General features: G+C 68.4%; 13 protein-coding genes and 2 pseudogenes. 9 read left to right on the top strand and 6 right to left on the bottom strand.

What is annotated here, in order from left to right:
* Positions 1–89: 89 nt before the first annotated feature.
* A complete protein-coding gene (locus QP165_RS05455) occupies positions 90–836 on the top strand; it encodes a Crp/Fnr family transcriptional regulator (protein WP_333994292.1) in 747 nt (248 codons plus the stop codon).
* Between the two features lie 54 nt (positions 837–890).
* Here the strand turns inward: QP165_RS05455 and QP165_RS05450 are convergent, their stop codons facing one another.
* The gene (locus QP165_RS05450; protein WP_333994291.1) at positions 891–1,925 is read right to left on the bottom strand and encodes an SPOR domain-containing protein; all 1,035 of its coding nucleotides are present in this window, start codon (positions 1,923–1,925) and stop codon (positions 891–893) included.
* A gap of 185 nt (positions 1,926–2,110) precedes the next feature.
* Between QP165_RS05450 and QP165_RS05445 the strand changes: the two are divergent.
* Positions 2,111–2,818, top strand: a pseudogene (locus QP165_RS05445) (AAA family ATPase); the annotation flags it as partial.
* Between the two features lie 369 nt (positions 2,819–3,187).
* Positions 3,188–4,573 (top strand): SPOR domain-containing protein, encoded by a 1,386-nt coding sequence (locus tag QP165_RS05440; protein ID WP_333994290.1) that lies wholly within the window; start codon positions 3,188–3,190, stop codon positions 4,571–4,573.
* A gap of 44 nt (positions 4,574–4,617) precedes the next feature.
* On the opposite strand, the pseudogene QP165_RS05435 reads toward QP165_RS05440, so the two are convergent.
* Together QP165_RS05435 and QP165_RS05430 are read right to left on the bottom strand one after the other, a co-directional pair.
* Positions 4,618–5,839 (bottom strand): annotated as a pseudogene (locus tag QP165_RS05435) (dihydroorotase).
* Positions 5,836–6,822 carry an aspartate carbamoyltransferase catalytic subunit gene (locus QP165_RS05430; RefSeq protein WP_333994288.1) on the bottom strand — a complete coding sequence of 329 codons (987 nt, stop codon included), beginning with the start codon at positions 6,820–6,822 and terminating at the stop codon, positions 5,836–5,838. Before QP165_RS05430 ends, QP165_RS05435 begins: the two are co-directional and overlap by 4 nt.
* A 124-nt stretch (positions 6,823–6,946) precedes the next feature.
* Here QP165_RS05430 and QP165_RS05425 point away from each other — a divergent pair, with 124 nt between their 5' ends.
* Together QP165_RS05425 and QP165_RS05420 are read left to right on the top strand one after the other, a co-directional pair.
* Entirely contained in the window at positions 6,947–7,645 is a 699-nt protein-coding gene (locus tag QP165_RS05425; protein WP_333994286.1) for a hypothetical protein, read from the top strand.
* Positions 7,612–8,514 carry a hypothetical protein gene (locus QP165_RS05420; RefSeq protein ID WP_333994284.1) on the top strand — a complete coding sequence of 301 codons (903 nt, stop codon included), beginning with the start codon at positions 7,612–7,614 and terminating at the stop codon, positions 8,512–8,514. Before QP165_RS05425 ends, QP165_RS05420 begins: the two co-directional genes overlap by 34 nt.
* Here QP165_RS05420 and ruvX read toward each other — a convergent pair.
* Positions 8,511–8,978: a Holliday junction resolvase RuvX gene (ruvX, locus tag QP165_RS05415; RefSeq protein ID WP_056015867.1), complete on the bottom strand. Its 468-nt coding sequence runs from the start codon at positions 8,976–8,978 to the stop codon at positions 8,511–8,513. The two genes, QP165_RS05420 and ruvX, sit on opposite strands and share 4 nt — an antisense overlap.
* Complete coding sequence (locus QP165_RS05410; RefSeq protein ID WP_333994280.1) at positions 8,975–10,084, bottom strand: DUF3089 domain-containing protein; 1,110 nt, start codon at positions 10,082–10,084, stop codon at positions 8,975–8,977. Before QP165_RS05410 ends, ruvX begins: the two co-directional genes overlap by 4 nt.
* Before the next feature lie 281 nt (positions 10,085–10,365).
* Here QP165_RS05410 and gatC point away from each other — a divergent pair, with 281 nt between their 5' ends.
* Genes gatC through gatB form a run of 3 tightly spaced genes read left to right on the top strand, consistent with a single transcriptional unit; the run spans position 10,366 to position 13,647 of the window.
* Positions 10,366–10,668: an Asp-tRNA(Asn)/Glu-tRNA(Gln) amidotransferase subunit GatC gene (gatC, locus tag QP165_RS05405; RefSeq protein WP_031396405.1), complete on the top strand. Its 303-nt coding sequence runs from the start codon at positions 10,366–10,368 to the stop codon at positions 10,666–10,668.
* Positions 10,668–12,164: an Asp-tRNA(Asn)/Glu-tRNA(Gln) amidotransferase subunit GatA gene (gene gatA / locus QP165_RS05400; protein WP_333994277.1), complete on the top strand. Its 1,497-nt coding sequence runs from the start codon at positions 10,668–10,670 to the stop codon at positions 12,162–12,164. Before gatC ends, gatA begins: the two co-directional genes overlap by 1 nt.
* A 1-nt stretch (position 12,165) precedes the next feature.
* A complete protein-coding gene (gene gatB, locus QP165_RS05395; RefSeq protein ID WP_333994274.1) occupies positions 12,166–13,647 on the top strand; it encodes an Asp-tRNA(Asn)/Glu-tRNA(Gln) amidotransferase subunit GatB in 1,482 nt (493 codons plus the stop codon).
* 247 nt (positions 13,648–13,894) lie between these two features.
* Here the strand turns inward: gatB and QP165_RS05390 are convergent, their stop codons facing one another.
* Positions 13,895–14,455 (bottom strand): retropepsin-like aspartic protease family protein, encoded by a 561-nt coding sequence (locus QP165_RS05390; RefSeq protein WP_333994272.1) that lies wholly within the window; start codon positions 14,453–14,455, stop codon positions 13,895–13,897.
* A 253-nt stretch (positions 14,456–14,708) separates the two neighbouring features.
* Between QP165_RS05390 and QP165_RS05385 the strand changes: the two genes are divergently transcribed.
* Entirely contained in the window at positions 14,709–15,365 is a 657-nt protein-coding gene (locus tag QP165_RS05385) for a hypothetical protein (RefSeq protein WP_333994271.1), read from the top strand.
* Positions 15,366–15,370 lie beyond the last annotated feature (5 nt).

Genomic DNA, 15,370 nt, shown 5'->3' with positions numbered 1-15,370 from the left:
AGTTGTTGATATAGGTTAGCGGGTTTACCACTCCGGCCTTGTTACCCGACCAATGCGTTTTAAGGGGCTTGCTCAACGCGTTACGAGGAATGGTCGACGGGATGGATGCGGGCTGGAATGTTGAGCGCTTCAAGGAATTCACGGGCGCGGACGTCGCGGACATCGAGCGGTTCAAGCAGATGGCGGGGCCGTCGATACGGCTGAAGCGCGGTGATATCGTACGGCGCCAAGGCTCGTCCGATCCCCAGGTCTACATGCTGATCAGTGGTTGGGTGACGTGCAGCATCAACGTCGGGCATGGCGCACGGCAGATCGTGAAGGTGCATCTGCCCGGCGATCTGGTCGGGATGCCCAGCATCGCGGCAACCACGGCGTGCGACACGATCCAGACGCTGAGCGACGTGACGATGGGGGTGGTCGAGACCACGGCGATCGGCCGTGTCTTCGCCGAGAACCCCCGGCTTGCTGCGCTGTTCTTCCTCGTCGCGCAGCAGGAACGCGTGCTGCTGATGGAGCGCCTTGCCTCGATCGGACGCACCAGCGCGATCAGCCGCGTCGCCGCGCTGATGCTCGAATTGCGGTCGCGGCTGCGGCGCAGCGATGCGGCGGTCGACACCGCGTTCCCGGCCCCCCTGACGCAGGAGGATATCGGCGATCTGACGGGGCTGACCCCGGTCTATGTCAATCGGACGCTTCGGCAGCTGCGTACCGAGGGGGTCGCGGTGTGGCGCCGCGGCGAGATCACGATCACCGACCATTCCCGGCTGATCGACTATGCCGAGCTGCCGCAGCGCGCCGAGCGCGACATCAGCTGGATCCCGGCGCGAACCGAGTGAGATGACCGAGGCGACGGACGTGCCCGGACGCGGGCAGGTCCGCCGCCGGACGCGTCAGGGATTGACGACGACGCAGGGCTGGCCCGACGCGGCACAGGCGCGAGTCGCATCCGCGCGCGTCGCGAACCCGCCGGCCTGAAGCCGGGTGACGGGGCCGGCGGCGACATAGCTCGGCTGTGCACCACCGAGTTTTCCGCGGACACGGCTCCACAGCGTCTCGGCATTGGCGCGGTCGCGGAACGCGCCGAGCTGGATCCGCCATTTGCCCGATGCGCGTGCGGCGGCTGGCGCCGGTTTCACCGGTGCGGGCTTGGGCGCTGCCTTGGGGGCAGGTTTGGCCGGTGCCTCGGGCTTCGGCGCCGGCTTTTCGGCCTTGCGGGCAGGCGCTGCCGTGCGTGCGGGGGTGGTACTCGCGGCGACACGCGGTGGCTGTGCCGGTGTCGAGGCCGGGACGGGCGTGCGGACGATCGGTGCGGGCGCCTGCTGCGGGCGAATGGTTGCGGGAGCGCTGGCCTGCGCCAGCTTTTGCTGCGCGGCGATCTGCTGGGCGAGCGCGGTACCGCGCTGACGATCCTCGGCGGTGATGTACTGATCCATCTGCGCGAGCGTCTGCGAGGCGGATTGCAGCCCCGCGCTGCTGGCGCGCGTCATCAAGGCATAGGCACGGGGATAGTCGCGGGGCACGCCGTCGCCGTTGAACAGCATCGTCCCCAGCACCAGCTGTGTGCGGGGTTCGCCGCGTGCCACCGACTTTTCCAGCCAGGGCAGTGCCTCCGACTTCTTGCCCGCCTGGAACAGTGCTAGCCCGTAATTGTCCTGCGCCTGGACGTGTCCTTGCGCCGCGGCCTTGCGGAACCAGCTTTCCGCAAGCGCGGGGTCGAGCGGGACGCCGCGCCCGAGCTTGTAGGCCTGGGCGAGGTTGAACTGGGCGTCGGCGTCACCGGCGATCGCGAGTGGCCGCCACTGGTCGATCGCGGTGCGATAGTCGCCGCGGCTCCATGCGTCGACGCCCGCCTTCACATCCGCCGCCGCCGGTACAGCGGCGCAGGCGGCTGCCATCGCCACCGCGCCGAAAAACACGTTCCGCATCGTCCACCTCATCGAAGCCATTGCCGTTCCTCATGCCGTCATAGCCCGGTGAAGGCAAAGATCACGTTAAGCCTTTTGCCGCGCACCGCGGAGGCGATTCCTGCCTCCGCGTTAACCTCTTCTTATCCGCCATCATGGCATTCCCGACGATATTCGAGATAGGCATTCAAGGGGTTGGCGGATTCATGCGCGTTCTGGCGTTGGCATCGCAGAAGGGGGGATCGGGCAAGACCACGCTGTCGGGCCATCTCGCGGTGCAGGCCGAGCGCGCCGGCCACGGGCCGGTCGTGCTGATCGACATCGACCCCCAGGCGTCGCTCACGGACTGGTGGAACGAGCGCGAGGACGAGACGCCGGCGTTCGCGCAGACGACGGTTTCGCGGCTGGCCGCCGATCTTGAGATCCTTCGTCTCCAGGGGTTCAAGCTGGCGCTGATCGATACGCCGCCCGCGATCACCATTGCGATCCAGAGCGTGATCGCGGTCGCCGAGCTGATCGTCATCCCGACCCGGCCGAGCCCGCACGACCTGCGCGCGGTGGGTGCTACCGTCGACCTGTGCGACCGTGCCGGCAAACCGCTGATCTTCGTCGTGAACGCGGCGACTCCCAAGGCGCGGATCACCGGCGAGGCGATCGTCGCGCTGTCGCAGCACGGGACGGTCGCGCCGATCACGATCCACCAGCGCACCGACTTCGCCGCCTCGATGATCGACGGCCGGACGGTGATGGAGGTCGATGCCCGGAGCAAGTCGGCGGCCGAGGTCGAGTCGCTCTGGACCTATATCTGCGACCGGCTCGAGAAGAATTTCCGGCGGACGGTGTTCGCGGTCCCGGTTCATCCGGCACCCCGAGGCCAGCGCACCGCGCCTGTGGGCTTCGGTCGCCGCGTCGTGGGGGAGGGGCATGACGCCCTACCCGAAGCCGCTGGCGTCGCTGTCGTCGGCATTGCTGGGGCGCAAGCCGGGCGATCGCCGCGGGCCAAGGCGCATGGCGCTCAGCCTGCCGGCCGCCGACATGGCGATGGCGAACGATATTGCGGACGATCCGGTGATGCCCGCCAAGGTCAAGCGGATCGCCTTCACGCTGCGGCTCGAGCCTGCGCGGCACGCGCGGCTGAAACAGGCGAGTGCGGCGACGGGGCGATCCGCCCAGTTTCTGCTGACCGAGGCGCTGGACGCCTTTCTAGAGACATTGCCCGGGGAGGACGCGGTCGACGCGCCTGCCGATGACGGGCGACACGTAAACCGGTGGGGTTTGATCCGATGAAGACGCGCGTTTTCCTTTCGATGGGCCTGTCTGCGCTAGTCCTTGGCGGCACGATGGTCGGGTGCAGTGCATCCGACGGCGGCAACGGCATCGCCTCGGCGAGCAGCCGCGACGATGCCTTTGCAGCGAAGGCCGGGATGGCGAACGCGCGCCGCGCGCAAGTGGCGCTCGCCAAGCGCGATGGTGACGGCGCGGTGCGGTTCGCCGAGGCTGCCGTGGGGATGATGCCGCAATCCGCCGACTATCGCCTGCTGCTGGCGCAAGGCTATCTCGAGGCGGGTCGGTTCACCTCCGCGCGACAGGGATTTGCCGATGCGCTCGCGCTGGCACCCGAGAATGGCAAGGCGGCGTTGAACCTCGCGCTGATGCAGACCGCGGGGGGCGACTGGCAGGCGGCACGGCTCACGCTGGCGCAGAACGCGGCGATCATCCCGGCGAGCGATCGCGGGCTGGCGCTGGCGCTGGCGGGGGATGCGCAGGGCGCGATCACGCTTCTTACCGACGTCGCCCGCTCGTCCGAGAGCAATGCGAAGGTCCGGCAGAATCTTGCGCTCAGTCTCGCGCTTGCGGGCCAGTGGCAGGCTGCGCGCGTCGTCGCGGCGACCGATCTCGCACCGGCCGACGTCGATGTCCGGCTCGCGCAATGGGCCGCCTTCGCGCAGCCCGCCGCGGCCCATGAGCAGATTGCCGCGCTGCTCGGCGTTCGCGCGGTGGCAGATGCCGGGCAGCCCGTCGCGCTGGCGCTCAACCGCGCGCCGCTGATGGCACCGATGGCGCCGGCCTCGGGCGCCGCACCGGTCGAGGCACTGGCGGCGGCGACCACGGACGAATCCGACGACCGTCGTGCCTTCGCGGCGGCCGGGCAGGACGATGCGACGGTAACGCCGGGCGTCGTCGCAGGGTTTTCAAAGGTGACGTTCGCGCCCCGGCGCGAGGTCGTCCAGGCGCTGCCGTCGCGAAGCCCCGCGATGATGCTGCGTGACGCCACACCGCGGCTCGCCGACCGCAGTACAAGTGTTGCACCCGATACCGCGGCGTCGGCCGTACAGGCGGCGGCAATGCGGTCTGCGATCCCGGCACGCTCGGGCGACTGGTATGTCCAGATCGGCGCCTATGACACGGTCGGCGTGGCGAAGGATGCCTGGACCCGCGCGACGCGGCGCTTTGCGGCATTTGCCGGCCAGCAGCCCAACGGGATGACGTTCAGGGCGAACGGCGACGCGTTCTACCGCTTGTCGGTCGGGGGCTTCAGCCGCGGCGAGGCGGACCGGCTCTGCCGCCGCTATCGCACGACGGGGGGCGCGTGCTTCGTCCGCGAGGGCGCGGGCGACCAGATGGCGCAGTGGCTGCGAAAGGGCGGGATGCAGGTGGCTTCGCGGTAACCGACCGGGATCCCCGCGCAGACGTCTTGGCGGGCTATCCCGCTTCAGACGATCTCGCGGCCGCCCTTCCACACGCGCAGCACTTTTCCCTGCACCGGTAGTCCGTCGAACGGCGTGTTGTTCGCGCTCGCGGCAAACGCGTCGCCGGTGATCTGCCACGGTGCATCCGCGTCGAACAGGAGCAGGTCGGCGGGCTTGCCGACCTCGAGCGTACCGGTGTCGAGCCCAAGCACCGCAGCGGGGTTGCGCGCGAGCAGCGCGAACAGCCGGTCGAGCGTCGCGTGCCCGTCGCGCACGAGCATCAACGCGAGCGGCAGGAGCGTCTCGGCACCCGCCATCCCCGCGGTCGAGATCGGCGAAGGGCAGGCGCTTTTCCTCGGGACCGCGCGGGTCGTGCGCCGAGCAGATCACGTCGATCGTGCCGTCGGCGACCGCCGCCAGCGCCGCCTGACGATCCGATTCGCCTCTGAGCGGGGGCGAGAGATGCGCGAAGCTGCGGAAATCGCTGACCGCGATATCGGACAGATGGAGATGCGCGGGCGTGATGCCGCACGTCACGGCGACGCCGCGACGCTTGGCCGCGCGGATCAGATCGAAACCCGCGGCGGTCGTGACCTGGCGGACATGGATGCGCGCGCCGGTTTCCTCCGCCAGCATCAGGTCGCGCGCAATCGCGAGCGCCTCGGCGATCGCGGGGGCGGCGGGCAGGCCGAGCCGCGTCGCGGTCTCGCCCGCGGTCGCGACCGCGCCATTGGTCAGCCCGCCATCCTCGGCATGCGTGACGACGGCGATGTCGAGGTCGCGCGCATAGGCGAGCACGCGGTGCATGACGCCGGTATCGGCGATCCAGCGCTTGCCGGTGCCGACCGCGCGCGCACCCGCCGACAGGCAGACCGCCATTTCGGCGAGGTCGGTGCCGGCAAGCCCCTTAGTCGCGGCGGCGATCGGGTGGATCCACAGATCGGGCTTGCCGATCAGCGCGGCGCGCTGGACGATGCCGGGATCGTCGAGCACGGGCGACTGGTCGGGCATCAGCCCGACGCGGACGATTCCGCCCGCGCGAAACGCGGCGCGGTCGATCCGCGCGACGCCGAGGTCGACGATCCCGGGCGCGATCGTCTTGCCCGCGCAGTCGATCGTCTGCGCGTCGGCGGGGATCTCGACCAGCCCTGTCGCAACGACGACGCCGTCGCGGACGAGCAGATTGCCCTTGGTGACGCCGCCGACGGGGCAGGCGAGCGTCGCGTTGGTGAGCGCGAGGATCATGCCCAGCCCTCCACGCCGCGCGATCGGCGGGTCAGCACGTCGAGACACGCCATCCGCACCGCGACGCCCATCTCGACCTGTTCGGTTATCGCGGATCGGGCATGGTCGGCGACCGCCGAATCGATCTCGACGCCGCGGTTCATCGGGCCGGGGTGCATCACCAGCGCATCGGGCGCCGCGCGCGCGAGCCGGTCGAGCGTCAGCCCGTAACGCATCCGGTATTCGCGCGTGGACGGGACATACGCGCCGTCCATCCGCTCGTTCTGAAGCCGGAGCATCATGACCACGTCGGCGCCCTCCAGCGCGGCATCGAAATCGGTGAACGGGGTCACGCCCATCTTGTGGATCGCGGCGGGCATCAGCGTCGAGGGCGCGCAGACGCGGACCTCGGCGGCGAGCGCGGTCAGCGCGAGGATGTTCGACCGTGCGACGCGGCTGTGGAGCACGTCGCCGCAGATCACGACTCGCTGCCCCGCGATCGACCCGCGGCGGCGGCGGATCGTCAGCGCGTCGAGCAGCGCCTGGGTTGGATGTTCGTGGCGGCCGTCGCCCGCGTTCAGGACGGGGCAATCGACCTTGTCCGCGATCAGCCGCACCGCGCCGCTCGACATGTGGCGGATGACGATGACGTCCGCGCGCATCGCGTTCAGCGTCATCGCGGTGTCGATCAGCGTTTCGCCCTTCTTCACGCTCGACTGCGCGGCGTGCATGTTGACGACGTCGGCGCCGAGCCTTTTGCCCGCGATCTCGAACGACAGCAGCGTGCGCGTGCTGTTCTCGAAGAACGCGTTGATCTGCGTGAGGCCGGCGAGCCGCTTGTCGGGGGTCGCATGCGTGCGGTTCGCCTCGACCCAGGTCTCCGCTTCGTCGAGCAGGAACGCGATCTCGTGCGGCTGGAGCCCGTCGATCCCGGTGAGGTGCCGGTGCGGGAAGACGGCGCCGCCCTCGATAAGGGTGGCGGGGCGGTGATCTGAACGTTGCATCAAGCGCGCTGGGTAGTGGGCTGCGGCGGCGGGGGCAAGGTTTGCCGGCGCCTTTGCCGCCGTCTTTGCCCCCGGGCCGTGGATGGTTAACCCCGTTTTAGGGCCAGCGTGCGATGGGCGGCGCATGGTGGGGACAAGCAACGCGAACGATGGCGTGATCGGCAGCAGCGCGCGGTGGTGGGAGCGGCGATGGGTCCTGGCCGCGCTCGTCGTCGCCGCCGCGGTGCCATTGGCATGGCCGTCGCTGCCGCCGCTAAGCGACCTGCCGGGGCATATGGGTCGCTGGCATATCGCGATGGCGCTGCGCGACTCGCCCGATCTGGCGCGCTATTATGCGTTTCACTGGGCGCTGATCCCCAATCTGGGGATGGACCTGCTGGTGCCCGCGCTCGCCCGCGTGGTCGGTTTCGAGGCAGCGACCAAGCTCGCGGTGATGGCGATCCCGGTATTGACCGTCATCGGCCTGCTGTGGGCGGCGCGCGAGGCGCATGGGCGCGTTCCACCGACCGCGATCCTTGCGGTGCCGCTCGCCTATGCCTGGCCGTTCCAGTTCGGCTTCGTCAATTTTACGCTGTCGCAGGCGCTGGCCTTCTGCGCACTGGCCTTGTGGATCCGCTGGGGGCGCGAGGGGCGGTTTGCGGTGCGCGCGGTGGCGTTCTTCGCGATCGCGTTCGTGTTGTGGGTGTCGCACAGCTTCGGTTGGGGGATGTTCGGGTTGATGGCAGCAGCCGCCGAACTCGCGCGCATGCGTGCGGCGGGGAGGGGCTGGGGGCCGCGCTCGGCACCACGATGCTGCAGTGCCTGCCGCTCGCGGGGCCGGTGATCGTCATGGCCGCGCAGGCGGGATACGGGGCGGGAGCGGGGGCAGGTGGCCTCGGCGCGTCGGACTGGTTCAACGCGCCGATCAAGGCGCTCTGGCTGTTGTCGCTGTTCAGGGACCGGTGGCAGGCGTTCGATCTGCTCTCGCTGGTTCCGCTCGTCCTGCTGCTCTACGTCGCGGTGCGGAGCCCCGACTGGGGGTTTTCGCGGCTCCTCGGCTGGCCTGCCGCTGCGTGTCTGGCGGCGTTCGTCATCCTGCCGCGGTTGTTGATGGGCGGCGCGTATGTCGACATGCGGATCGCGCCCGCCGCGATGATGCTCGCGCTCGTCGCGATCGCGCCGCCGATCGCGCCGCCGATCGCGGCGAGGGCGACGCGGACGACCGCGTTGCTCGCCTTGCTGTTCGTCGCGGTCCGCCTTGGCGGCACGACGCTGAGCTTTGCCGAGCGCTCCGCCGAACAGCAGCGCGAACTCGCCGCGATCGCTGCGATCCCGCGGGGTGCGGCGGTGCTGTCATTGATCGCACGGCCATGCGGTAATGCGTGGACCGATCTGCGTCGCGATCACCTGCCCGGGCTGGCGATCGTCCGGCGCGACGTCTTCACCAACGACCAGTGGGTGATCGCGGGCCAGCAACTGCTGAGCATCCGGCACCAGGTCGCCGCCCCCTATCTCGCCGATCCGAGCCAGAGCGTCTATCCCGCCCAATGTTCCGATATCGGGTCCAACTTCAACGCAGCGATCGCCGGCTTCCCCCGTGCGGCGTTCACGCATGTCTGGACGATCGGGTTTCCACCGGGGGCGGCACAGGCCGCGGACCTGCGCGTCGTGTGGACCAACGGGTCTTCGACCCTGTACCAGGTCGTCCGCTAGATCTGTCTGGTCACCAGCGCGTCGATCGCGCCCTGTAGGATATAGGCGGCGGCCATCTTGTCGACGAGTTCGGCGCGCTTGGCGCGGCTGGCGTCCTGTTCGATCAGCGTGCGCGTGACCGCGACGGTCGACCAGCGTTCGTCCTGGAGCAGGATCGGCAGCCCCATGTCCTTTAGATTCTGTGCGAACGCGCGCGTGGATTGCGAGCGCGGGCTTTCGCTGCCGTCGAGGTTGATGGGCAGGCCGATGACGAGGCCGACGACCTTCTGCGCCTTGATGATCTCGGCGAGCGCGGCCTTGTCCTTCTGGAACTTGGTGCGGCGGATCAGCAGCGCGGGGCTCGCGAACGACCAGCCCGCGTCGCACAAAGCGGTGCCGATCGTCTTGGTGCCGACGTCGAGCCCGATCAGCCGGCCGCCGTCGGGAAGCGCGTCGCGGAACTGCGCGGGGGAGAGCGTGATCATCGCGTGAAGGCTGCAAGGCGGCGGTTGGCGTCCGCGCGGACGTTCGCCCAGAACAGGCTGTAGTCATAGACGTGATAATTGTTGCCGGGCAGGACATAGGGCCCGAGATCGGGCGCGTCGCCGATCAGCAGGATGCCGCGATCGGCACAGCGCGCGGGCACGCTGCCTGGCGTCATCGTCGCGGTGGCGAGGTCGGCGGACGGTACGAGCGTGCCGAGATTGGCGGTCGCGGGTGCCGCCGCGTCAGCGGTGCCGGTCAGCGGATTGGTACAGACCATCGGCGTATCCTTCCGCGGCTGGCCATCGAAGCCCGTCGTCTTGTCATAGGTGTCGACGATCAGCGAAGGGTCGGCGGGCTCGGCGAAGCTTTCCCACGACAGGATGCACCCGGTCTGATCGGCGGTGCGGCATTCGCCAAGGCCCATCCGCGGCAGGTCGGTGGTACGCGAGACGGGCCAGCCGACGACATAGGCCGCGACGATCCGTGCCTTCAGCTTCGGGTCGGTGGCGATGCGGTCGCGCAGCAGGCGGGTAAGGTGAAGCGCGCCCTGGCTGTGTCCGGCGAGGATGATCGGGCGGGTCGGGCCGGCTTCCTTGAGGAAGCGGTCGAACGCGGCGGTGACGTCGCCGTACGCCAGCGCGAGCGCGCGTTCGCTGTCGGCCTCGCTGGTCAGGAACGCGCCGAACGTCGCCTGGCGGTAGCGCGGCGCCCAGATGTCGCCCGCTTCGTTGAACGCGCTCGCCTGGCCGCGCAGGAAGAGCTCGGCGCGCGCATTCGTCTCCGGATCGTCGATCGGCGCGTTCCAATGGTCGCGGTTGATGTACGATGTCGGGTGGATGAAGAAGATCGCGGCGCCCGTGCCCGGCTTGCCGGGGGTGTAGCCGGGCGGCGTCCAGAGCGCCGGATTGCCAGGGCGGTCGGGTCGCGCGAGCCACAGGACCTTGCGCGCATAGATGTTGCGCGGCGCCTCGCGCTGCGGCTGGAACGTCTCGCTGGGGACCATCGCGATCCGCATCAGGTCGGTGCCGAAAAGCCGATAGGCGAGCAGGGCGGCGATCGCGAGGACGATCATCGCGGTGACGAAATAGAGGAATTTGCGGGCCAAGCGGGACCTTCCGTGCAGGCGGTGCCGCCCCCGTGCCGCAACCCGGGGGCGGTTGCAACGGGCGCGTCTCGCTAAGCGGGGTGTGAGCTTCTGATGAATCCTCCCCCGCCAGGGGGAGGTGGCGCCGAAGGCGACGGAGGGGGCGGACACGGATCAGGCGTTTCGCGTTCCTCCCCCTCCGTCAGGCTGGCGCCTGCCACCTCCCCCTGGCGGGGGAGGATGAGGGGGCGCTCGGCTTAAACATATTGCGCGGCCGCGTCGCGCGGTGCTAGCCGCGGGGCATGTCCGTAGATACTGCAACCGTGAAGCGGATCGCGAGCCTTGCGCGCATCGCGATCACCGACGAGGACGCCGCCCGCATGGCGCCGGAACTCGGAAACATCCTTGGCTGGATCGAGATGCTGGGCGAGGTCGATACGACCGGCGTCGAGCCGATGACCGCCGTCATCCCCAACACGCTGCGGCTGCGCGACGACGTCGTCAACGCCGATCCGCTGACCGGCGGCAACATCCGCGAGCAGGTGCTGGCCAACGCCCCCGTGGCAGAGCACGGCTTCTTCGCCGTGCCCAAGGTGATCGAATAATGACCGACCTTACCGATCTCGGCATTGCCGGCATTCGCGACGGCGTGCGCGACGGCAGCTTCACGGCGCGCGACGTCGCCGATGCGTTCATCGTCAAGGTGAGCCAGGCCAAGGCGCTCAACGCGTTCCTGGTCGAGACGCCCGAGCATGCGATCGCCGCCGCCACCGCCGCCGATACCGCGCGCGCCGCCGGCGAGACGCTCAAGCCGCTGGCCGGCGTGCCGATCGGCATGAAGGACCTGTTCTGCACCAAGGGCGTCACGACGACCGCGGCGAGCCATATCCTCGAAGGCTTCACGCCTACCTATGAGTCGACCGTCTCGCAGAATCTGTGGGATGCGGGCGCGGGGATGCTCGGCAAGCTGAACATGGACCAGTTCGCGATGGGATCGTCGAACGAGACCTCCGCGTTCGGCAACGTCATCAGCCCCTGGAAGCGCAACGACGCCAATGGAGTGGGGGGCAACGCCTCGCTCGCACCCGGCGGGTCGTCGGGTGGTTCGTCGTCGGCAGTCGCCGCGCGGCTGTGCCCCGGCGCGACCGGCACCGACACCGGCGGCTCGATCCGCCAGCCTGCCGCCTTTACCGGCATTTCGGGGATCAAGCCGACCTATGGCCGCTGCTCGCGCTGGGGGACGATCGCGTTCGCCTCGTCGCTCGACCAGGCCGGGCCGATGGCGCGCGACGTCCGCGACTGCGCGATCCTGCTCGAGGCGATGGCCGGCTTCGATTCGAAGGACGGCACCTCGCTCCAGCTCGAGGTGCCGAAATGGGAAGCGGGTCTGTCGGCCAGCCTTGCCGGCCTGCGCGTCGGTATTCCCAAGGAATACCGCGTCGACAGCATGCCCGAGGAGATCGAGGCGCTCTGGCAGAAGGGCATCGAGTGGATGAAGGATGCCGGCGCGACGATCGTCGAGGTCTCGCTCCCGCACACCAAATACGCGCTGCCCGCCTATTACATCATTGCACCCGCCGAGGCGTCGTCGAATCTCGCGCGCTATGACGGCGTGCGCTACGGCATTCGCGATCTGCCCGCGGGCTCGGGGCTGCAGGACATGTACGCCGCGACGCGCGCTGACGGCTTCGGTCCCGAGGTGAAGCGCCGCATCATGATCGGCACCTATGTGCTGTCGGCCGGCTACTACGACGCGTACTACACGCAGGCGCAGAAGATCCGGACGTTGATCGCGCGCGATTTCGAGAAGGCGTGGGAGACGTGCGACGTCCTGCTCACGCCGACCGCCCCTTCCGCCGCGTTCGCGCTTGGCGAGAAATCGGCCGATCCGATCGCGATGTATCTGAACGACGTCTTCACCGTGCCGTCGTCGCTGGCGGGTCTGCCCGCGATGTCGGTGCCGGGTGGTCTCGACAAGCAGGGCCTGCCGCTGGGCTTGCAGATCATCGGCAAGCCGCTCGACGAACAAGGTGTGCTGAACGCAGGGCTCGCGATCGAACAGCGGGCAGGATTTACGGCACGGCCAGAGGCTTGGTGGTAACATGAGCGATTACAGAATCCAGGGCGAAACCGGCGAGTGGGAGGTCGTGATCGGCCTCGAAGTCCATGCGCAGGTGACGTCGAACGCCAAGCTGTTCTCCGGCGCGGCGACCGCATTCGGGGCTGAGCCCAACACGCAGGTCAGCCTCGTCGACGCGGCGATGCCCGGCATGCTGCCGGTGCCGAACCGCGAATGCATCCGCCAGGCGGTGCGCACCGGCATGGCGATCGAGGCGCAGATCAACAAATGGTCGCGCTTCGACCGGAAGAATTACTTCTACGCCGATCTGCCGCAGGGCTATCAGATCAGCCAGCTCTATCATCCGATCGTCGGCGAAGGCGCGATCGACATCAGCCTCGACGAGAAGAACCCCGATGCTGCGGGCAAGCGGATCGGCGTCGAGCGGATCCATGTCGAGCAGGATGCGGGCAAGCTGATGCACGACCAGCATCCGACCCAGTCCTATGTCGATCTCAACCGCTCGGGCGTCGCGCTGATGGAGATCGTGTCGAAACCCGATCTCGCATCGCCGGCGGAAACCGGCGCGTACCTGCGCAAGTTGCGGTCGATCCTGCGCTATGTTGGATCGTGCGACGGCAACATGGAAGAGGGCTCGATGCGCGCCGACGTCAATGTCAGCGTGCGGAAACCCGGCGACGAACTCGGCACGCGGACCGAGACGAAGAACGTCAATTCGGTGCGCTTCGTGATGGCGGTGGTCGAGCAGGAGGCCAAGCGCCAGGTCGAGGTGCTCGAGGCCGGCGGCAAGATCCAGCAGGAGACACGGCTCTACGATCCCGATCGCAACGAAACGCGGTCGATGCGGTCGAAGGAAGACGCGCATGATTACCGCTACTTCCCTGATCCGGACCTGTTGCCGCTCGTGCTCGACGATGCGTTTCTCGAGGAATGCCGCGCGTCGCTGCCCGAACTGCCCGACGCGAAGCGGGCGCGGTACGAGGCGCTCGGGATCACGGCGTATCAGGCGACGGTGCTGACCGCCGAGGTCGAGGCGGCGCGGTGGTTCGATGCGTTGCTCGATGCGGGCGTGAAGCCGGCGGCGGCGGCGAACTGGACGACGTCGGAGCTGTTCGGTGCGCTCAACCGGACGGGCAAGGATATCGCCAACTCGCCGGTGTCGCCCGCGCAGGCGGCGGAACTGCTCGGGCTGATCGCCGACGGTACGCTGTCGGGGAGCCTTGCCAAGCAGGTGTTCGAGGTGATGCTCGAGACCGGCGACGGCGCGGCGAAGGTCGTCGAGGATCGCGGGTTGAAGCAGACCAGCGACACCGGCGCGATCGAGAAGGTCATCGCCGAGGTGATGGCGGCGAATGCGGACAAGGTCGCGGACTACCGTGGTGGCAAGGACAAGCTGTTTGGGTTCTTCGTCGGGCAGACGATGAAGGCGATGGGTGGCAAGGCGAACCCGGCTGTGGTGAACGAGGTGCTGAAGAGCGCGCTCGGGGAGTCGGTGGCGCCGTAACGCCTCCGTTCTCCCGCGAAGGCGGGAGCCCAGGGTAATGGAGCGCAGCGCTGCTTGATTCCTGAGCCCCCGCATTCGCGGGGGAACGGTAGAAGCAGACAAAGAGAAACGTCCACCCACCGGCCCCACCCCGGCGAAGGCCGGGGCCCAATTGGGGAACGGTGCTAACGAAGGTCGGCGCTTCGTTATCAAGACCTTCCCAATTGGGCCCCGGCCTTCGCCGGGGTGGTTGAGCTAGCGGAAGGCGTTACGCGTTCACCTTCTGTGGATGATGCGGCACCAGGATCAGGACATTCTCCTCGACCCGCCACGACGCGAGGCGCGACAGGAAGTTCATCCCCAGCACGTTGGTGTCCCCGAACGCGGGCGACACCACCACCTGCAGGTCGCGCGCGACGATCGCGCCGAGCTTCAATTCGCCGATCTTCCCCGATTGCGCCGGGATCGCGCCATTAGCGGTCTGAAGGACGATCGGCACGACGCTAGTCCGCGCATCAATCCCCGCGGCATCCGCGGTTTTAGTCGACAGTGCGGTGATGGTCGCGCCGCTGTCGATCAGCAACCGGCGCTCGACCCCATCGATCCGCGCGCGCGCCCAGAAATGCCCGTCGGGCGACATGCGGATCCGCACCTCGCCGCCGACGACCTCCTGCTCGTCGATCCGGAGCAGCTTCGCGAGCTTGCCCAGATAAGGATCGAACTGGCTCCGCTGGCCGATCGCCACGAACAGCAGCGCGACAAGAGCAAGCGTCATCGCGCCATTCACGAGCGTGCGGATGATCGGAATACGCTGGGCGACGATCAGCACGAGGACCGCGACGGCGATCGCGCCATAAAGCGTCTGATGCTGCGCGAAATCAGGAAAGGTGAAGATCGGCGGGTCCTCGGGCGGCAGGGTGAAACGGGAACATAGTGTCGACGCAGCGCTGTATCGAGGCTGACCGGTTGTGCGTCGTGCGAATGGCTGGTCGCAAGCCGGTCCAGAACGGTCCGGGTTGCCGTCGCGCAAGTATGGCGCGGACGCTACGTCTGGTCCTGCGCGGGGCGGGGGCGGGCGAGATATGCTGAAACACGGTAGCTATGCGGCTGTGCTCCTGACAGCGGCGACCGCGTTGACCGCGATCGCGCCCGCCACGACGGTGCCGGTCGCGCCAGTCGAAACGGGGGATGTCGACCGGCTGCGCGTGATGACCCCGGCGGATTTTCAGGCTCGGACGAGCGTGTCCGACGATGCGCTCGACCAGTTTGCGACGCTGACCACTACGAACGGGTTCGTCGAGCACCGGAGTTTCGGGGGGCACGCATCGGACGATGTCTTCCTGCGCGCGTTTGTCGAGAAGGCGACGGGCCGCGTCAGCTATCAGGTTTATGTAACCATTCGGTACCGCGGCTATAGCTGGGCACAGTGGGACAGTGCGAACTACGAAACGCCGGGAGGCCCGCAGGCCGCGCACGTCGATCGGATTGCCCGGCTGCGGACCGTGTGTCGTCGAGGATGGGTCTGCCCGCGCTCCGAAACGATCGGGTTCGGGGTGGCAGCGAGTGTTTTCCGGCAACAGGCCGAGCGGTACATGCCAGGCCTGCTGACCCCGTGGCAGTTCAAGGTGTCCGCAAGGGCGGGCAGTGCGCGCATCCTGATGCTGTCGACCGCTGAGATCGCCGGCATGCTAATGGCGGTCGACACGTATCGCGCCGACCACCATCTGCCGCAGTCCTGAACGCG

It is taken from the genome of Sphingomonas sp. 22R3R2A-7, from assembly GCF_036856055.1.
Lineage (GTDB): Bacteria > Pseudomonadota > Alphaproteobacteria > Sphingomonadales > Sphingomonadaceae > Sphingomonas.
Note: the sequence above shows the minus strand (reverse complement) of the source record. Positions and strands in the feature narration are given on the sequence as shown.

Excerpts from the sequence above, each read along its gene's own strand:
- QP165_RS05455 (WP_333994292.1), top strand. The coding sequence starts at position 90 with ATGGTCGACGGGATGGATGCGGGCTGGAATGTTGAGCGCTTCAAGGAA.
- QP165_RS05450 (WP_333994291.1), bottom strand. The coding sequence starts at position 1,925 with ATGCGGAACGTGTTTTTCGGCGCGGTGGCGATGGCAGCCGCCTGCGCC.
- QP165_RS05440 (WP_333994290.1), top strand. The coding sequence starts at position 3,188 with ATGAAGACGCGCGTTTTCCTTTCGATGGGCCTGTCTGCGCTAGTCCTT.
- QP165_RS05430 (WP_333994288.1), bottom strand. The coding sequence starts at position 6,822 with ATGCAACGTTCAGATCACCGCCCCGCCACCCTTATCGAGGGCGGCGCC.
- QP165_RS05425 (WP_333994286.1), top strand. The coding sequence starts at position 6,947 with ATGGTGGGGACAAGCAACGCGAACGATGGCGTGATCGGCAGCAGCGCG.
- QP165_RS05420 (WP_333994284.1), top strand. The coding sequence starts at position 7,612 with ATGCTGCAGTGCCTGCCGCTCGCGGGGCCGGTGATCGTCATGGCCGCG.
- ruvX (WP_056015867.1), bottom strand. The coding sequence starts at position 8,978 with ATGATCACGCTCTCCCCCGCGCAGTTCCGCGACGCGCTTCCCGACGGC.
- gatC (WP_031396405.1), top strand. The coding sequence starts at position 10,366 with ATGTCCGTAGATACTGCAACCGTGAAGCGGATCGCGAGCCTTGCGCGC.
- gatA (WP_333994277.1), top strand. The coding sequence starts at position 10,668 with ATGACCGACCTTACCGATCTCGGCATTGCCGGCATTCGCGACGGCGTG.
- gatB (WP_333994274.1), top strand. The coding sequence starts at position 12,166 with ATGAGCGATTACAGAATCCAGGGCGAAACCGGCGAGTGGGAGGTCGTG.
- QP165_RS05385 (WP_333994271.1), top strand. The coding sequence starts at position 14,709 with ATGCTGAAACACGGTAGCTATGCGGCTGTGCTCCTGACAGCGGCGACC.